At 65.1% G+C, this 2352-nt stretch carries 4 protein-coding genes; 1 reads left to right on the plus strand and 3 read right to left on the minus strand.

Translation table 11 applies throughout. The features are described 5' to 3' along the window. Window positions 1-22 precede the first annotated feature (22 nt). The 3 genes from P3W85_RS26110 to P3W85_RS26120 form a co-directional block, all read right to left on the minus strand. The gene (locus tag P3W85_RS26110; RefSeq protein WP_276266885.1) at window positions 23-250 is read right to left on the minus strand and encodes a cysteine-rich CWC family protein; all 228 of its coding nucleotides are present in this window, start codon (window positions 248-250) and stop codon (window positions 23-25) included. Continuing rightward, a complete protein-coding gene (locus tag P3W85_RS26115; protein WP_035809951.1) occupies window positions 247-474 on the minus strand; it encodes a zf-HC2 domain-containing protein in 228 nt (75 codons plus the stop codon). The genes P3W85_RS26110 and P3W85_RS26115 overlap by 4 nt, the downstream gene beginning before the upstream one ends. Before the next feature lie 83 nt (window positions 475-557). After that, window positions 558-1136: a sigma-70 family RNA polymerase sigma factor gene (locus P3W85_RS26120; protein ID WP_276266886.1), complete on the minus strand. Its 579-nt coding sequence runs from the start codon at window positions 1134-1136 to the stop codon at window positions 558-560. 292 nt (window positions 1137-1428) lie between these two features. Here P3W85_RS26120 and argB point away from each other — a divergent pair. Then, a partial coding sequence (gene argB / locus P3W85_RS26125; protein WP_430869621.1) for an acetylglutamate kinase occupies window positions 1429-2352 on the plus strand: 924 nt, incomplete at its 3' end.

The following is a 2352-nucleotide window of genomic DNA, read 5'->3' on the forward strand; positions in this document are numbered from 1 at the left end:
GCCCGCGCAGGCCGCGGGTTGATCAGCCTTCCTCCGCTACCCTGCCGGCGTCCTGCCGGCGTCGGGCGAGGCAGGCGGGGCACAGGCAATGCTGGCCAGGCACGATGCGGCGCGCGGGCAGCAGCGGCTGGCTGGCGCACCAGCACTGCGGCAGGCCGGCCGCATAGCCGCACACAAAGCCCGCGCCGCAAGCGCTGCAATGCTCGACGGGACGCAATTGCCCGGTCAGCACGGTGCGCGGATCGCTCATGGCTGGTTCCTGGGCGGCTCGTCTTCCTGCCCCAGCCGGCTCATGGCGGCGCGCATCAGGCGCATCTGGGCGGAAAAGTTGGTGCAGGCGTCGCAGATGGCGATATGGCCGCGCATGCGCACGCGCTCGATCCAGCTCAAGGGGCGGTCCATCCCCTCCATCGTCAGGCGGTGGATTTCACGGCAGTTCGGCAGCAGGGAGCGGCGGGGTGGCGTATCTGGCATGTCTTCCTTCGGTGGGACGCTCGGGGGCGTGGTAGCTTGCCCGGCTGCTCCGGCCCGGCGGATCGGGTCAGGCGGTCATACGGTCACGCCTTGTGCCCGAACCAGTTGAGTTCCAGGCACTCGCGCAGGCGCATGCGGGCGCGGTACAGCATGACCCAGGCATTGGTCGTCGTGATCTCCAGTTCCTGACAGATTTCCTCGGTTTCCAGCTCCAGCCATTCCCGCATCATGAAAATCCGCCCGATCTTGGCGGGCAGCTTGTCCACGCACAATTGCAGGATCTCGAAGAATTCGCGGCGCTCCAGCGTGCGGTCGGGGTTGCCCCAGTCGGACGGCGGCGTATGGTAATGGCCATTCTTGGTGAAAAGGGCATCGAACGCGTCGAGATCGGACTGCCCTTCGCCATCGTCGCCGCCGCCTCCCAGGGTCAGGCGGACCTCGCGCCGGCCGCTGCGCAGCGTGTCGATGATCTTGTGCTTGAGGATGCCGATCAGGTAGGTCTTCAGCGCGGACTGGCCGGCAAAACGCTCCGGGTGCTCCAGCGCGGCCACCAGGGTGTCGGAGACGGTGTCCTCGGCCAGCGCTTCGTCGCGCAGCTGCAGGCGCGCGAAGCGCAGCAGATGGGGGCGCACTGCGTTCAGGTCGTCGGGGTGCAGGCTCATGTTCTTGCCGCGGTTGCGTGCGTTGTTACGTGCGCTGTTACGTGATGAGGCGACGGTTAGAAGCTGTTACCGACTGTTGACAGACTGTTGCGCGGATAGAACGGCATGGTGCGCTGCGGGACGCATGCACCGGTTTTGAGCCCCCTCGCGCCACCGTCCGCACGCGTGCGGCGCGGTTTCTTGTAAAATCTGCGCCTGCCGCGGCCGGAGGTGGCGAATTCGGGGCCAGAAAACCTGGAACCAGTTGCCCGCCACCGGTCAGAATTGCCATGATACCTGTTGAATCTCACGGATGTCCCTTGCCATGAACGCCGACACCCCTGGGCCTGCCGCTACCGCGGTGGCCGCAATTGCCCCAGCCCTCAAGGCCGAAATCCTTGCCGAGGCGCTGCCCTATATCCGCAAGTTTCACGGCAAGACCATTGTGGTCAAGTACGGCGGCAACGCCATGACCGAGGAAAAGCTCAAGCACGGCTTCGCGCGCGACGTGATCCTGCTCAAGCTGGTTGGCATGAACCCGGTCGTGGTCCACGGTGGTGGCCCGCAGATCGACGAGGCCCTGAAGAAAGTCGGCAAGGTCGGCACCTTCATCCAGGGCATGCGCGTCACCGATGAAGAGACCATGGAAGTGGTCGAATGGGTGCTGGGCGGTGAAGTGCAGCAGGACATCGTCATGCTGATCAACCAGTACGGCGGCCAGGCCGTGGGCCTGACCGGCAAGGACGGCGGCCTGATCCGCGCCAAGCGCCTGAAGATGCCGGACCGCGAGAACCCGGGGGCCTTTATCGATATCGGCTACGTGGGCGATATCGAGGCGATCAACCCGGCGGTGGTCAAGGCCTTGCAGGACGATGCCTTCATCCCGGTGATCTCGCCGATCGGTTTCTCCGACGACGGCCAGGCCTACAATATCAACGCCGATGTGGTGGCGGGCAAGATGGCCGAGATCCTCAAGGCCGAGAAGCTGGTGATGATGACCAACATCCCGGGTGTGATGGACAAGGCCGGCAACCTGCTGACCGACCTGTCGGCGCGCGAGATCGAGGAACTGTTCGCCGACGGCACCATCTCCGGCGGCATGCTGCCCAAGATCTCGTCGGCGCTGGACGCGGCCAAGAGCGGCGTCAATTCGGTGCACATCATCGACGGCCGCATCGAACACTCGCTGTTGCTCGAAATCCTGACCGAACAGGCGTTCGGCACCATGATCCGTTCG

This window comes from Cupriavidus basilensis, from assembly GCF_029335485.1.
Classification (GTDB): Bacteria; Pseudomonadota; Gammaproteobacteria; order Burkholderiales; family Burkholderiaceae; genus Cupriavidus; species Cupriavidus basilensis_E.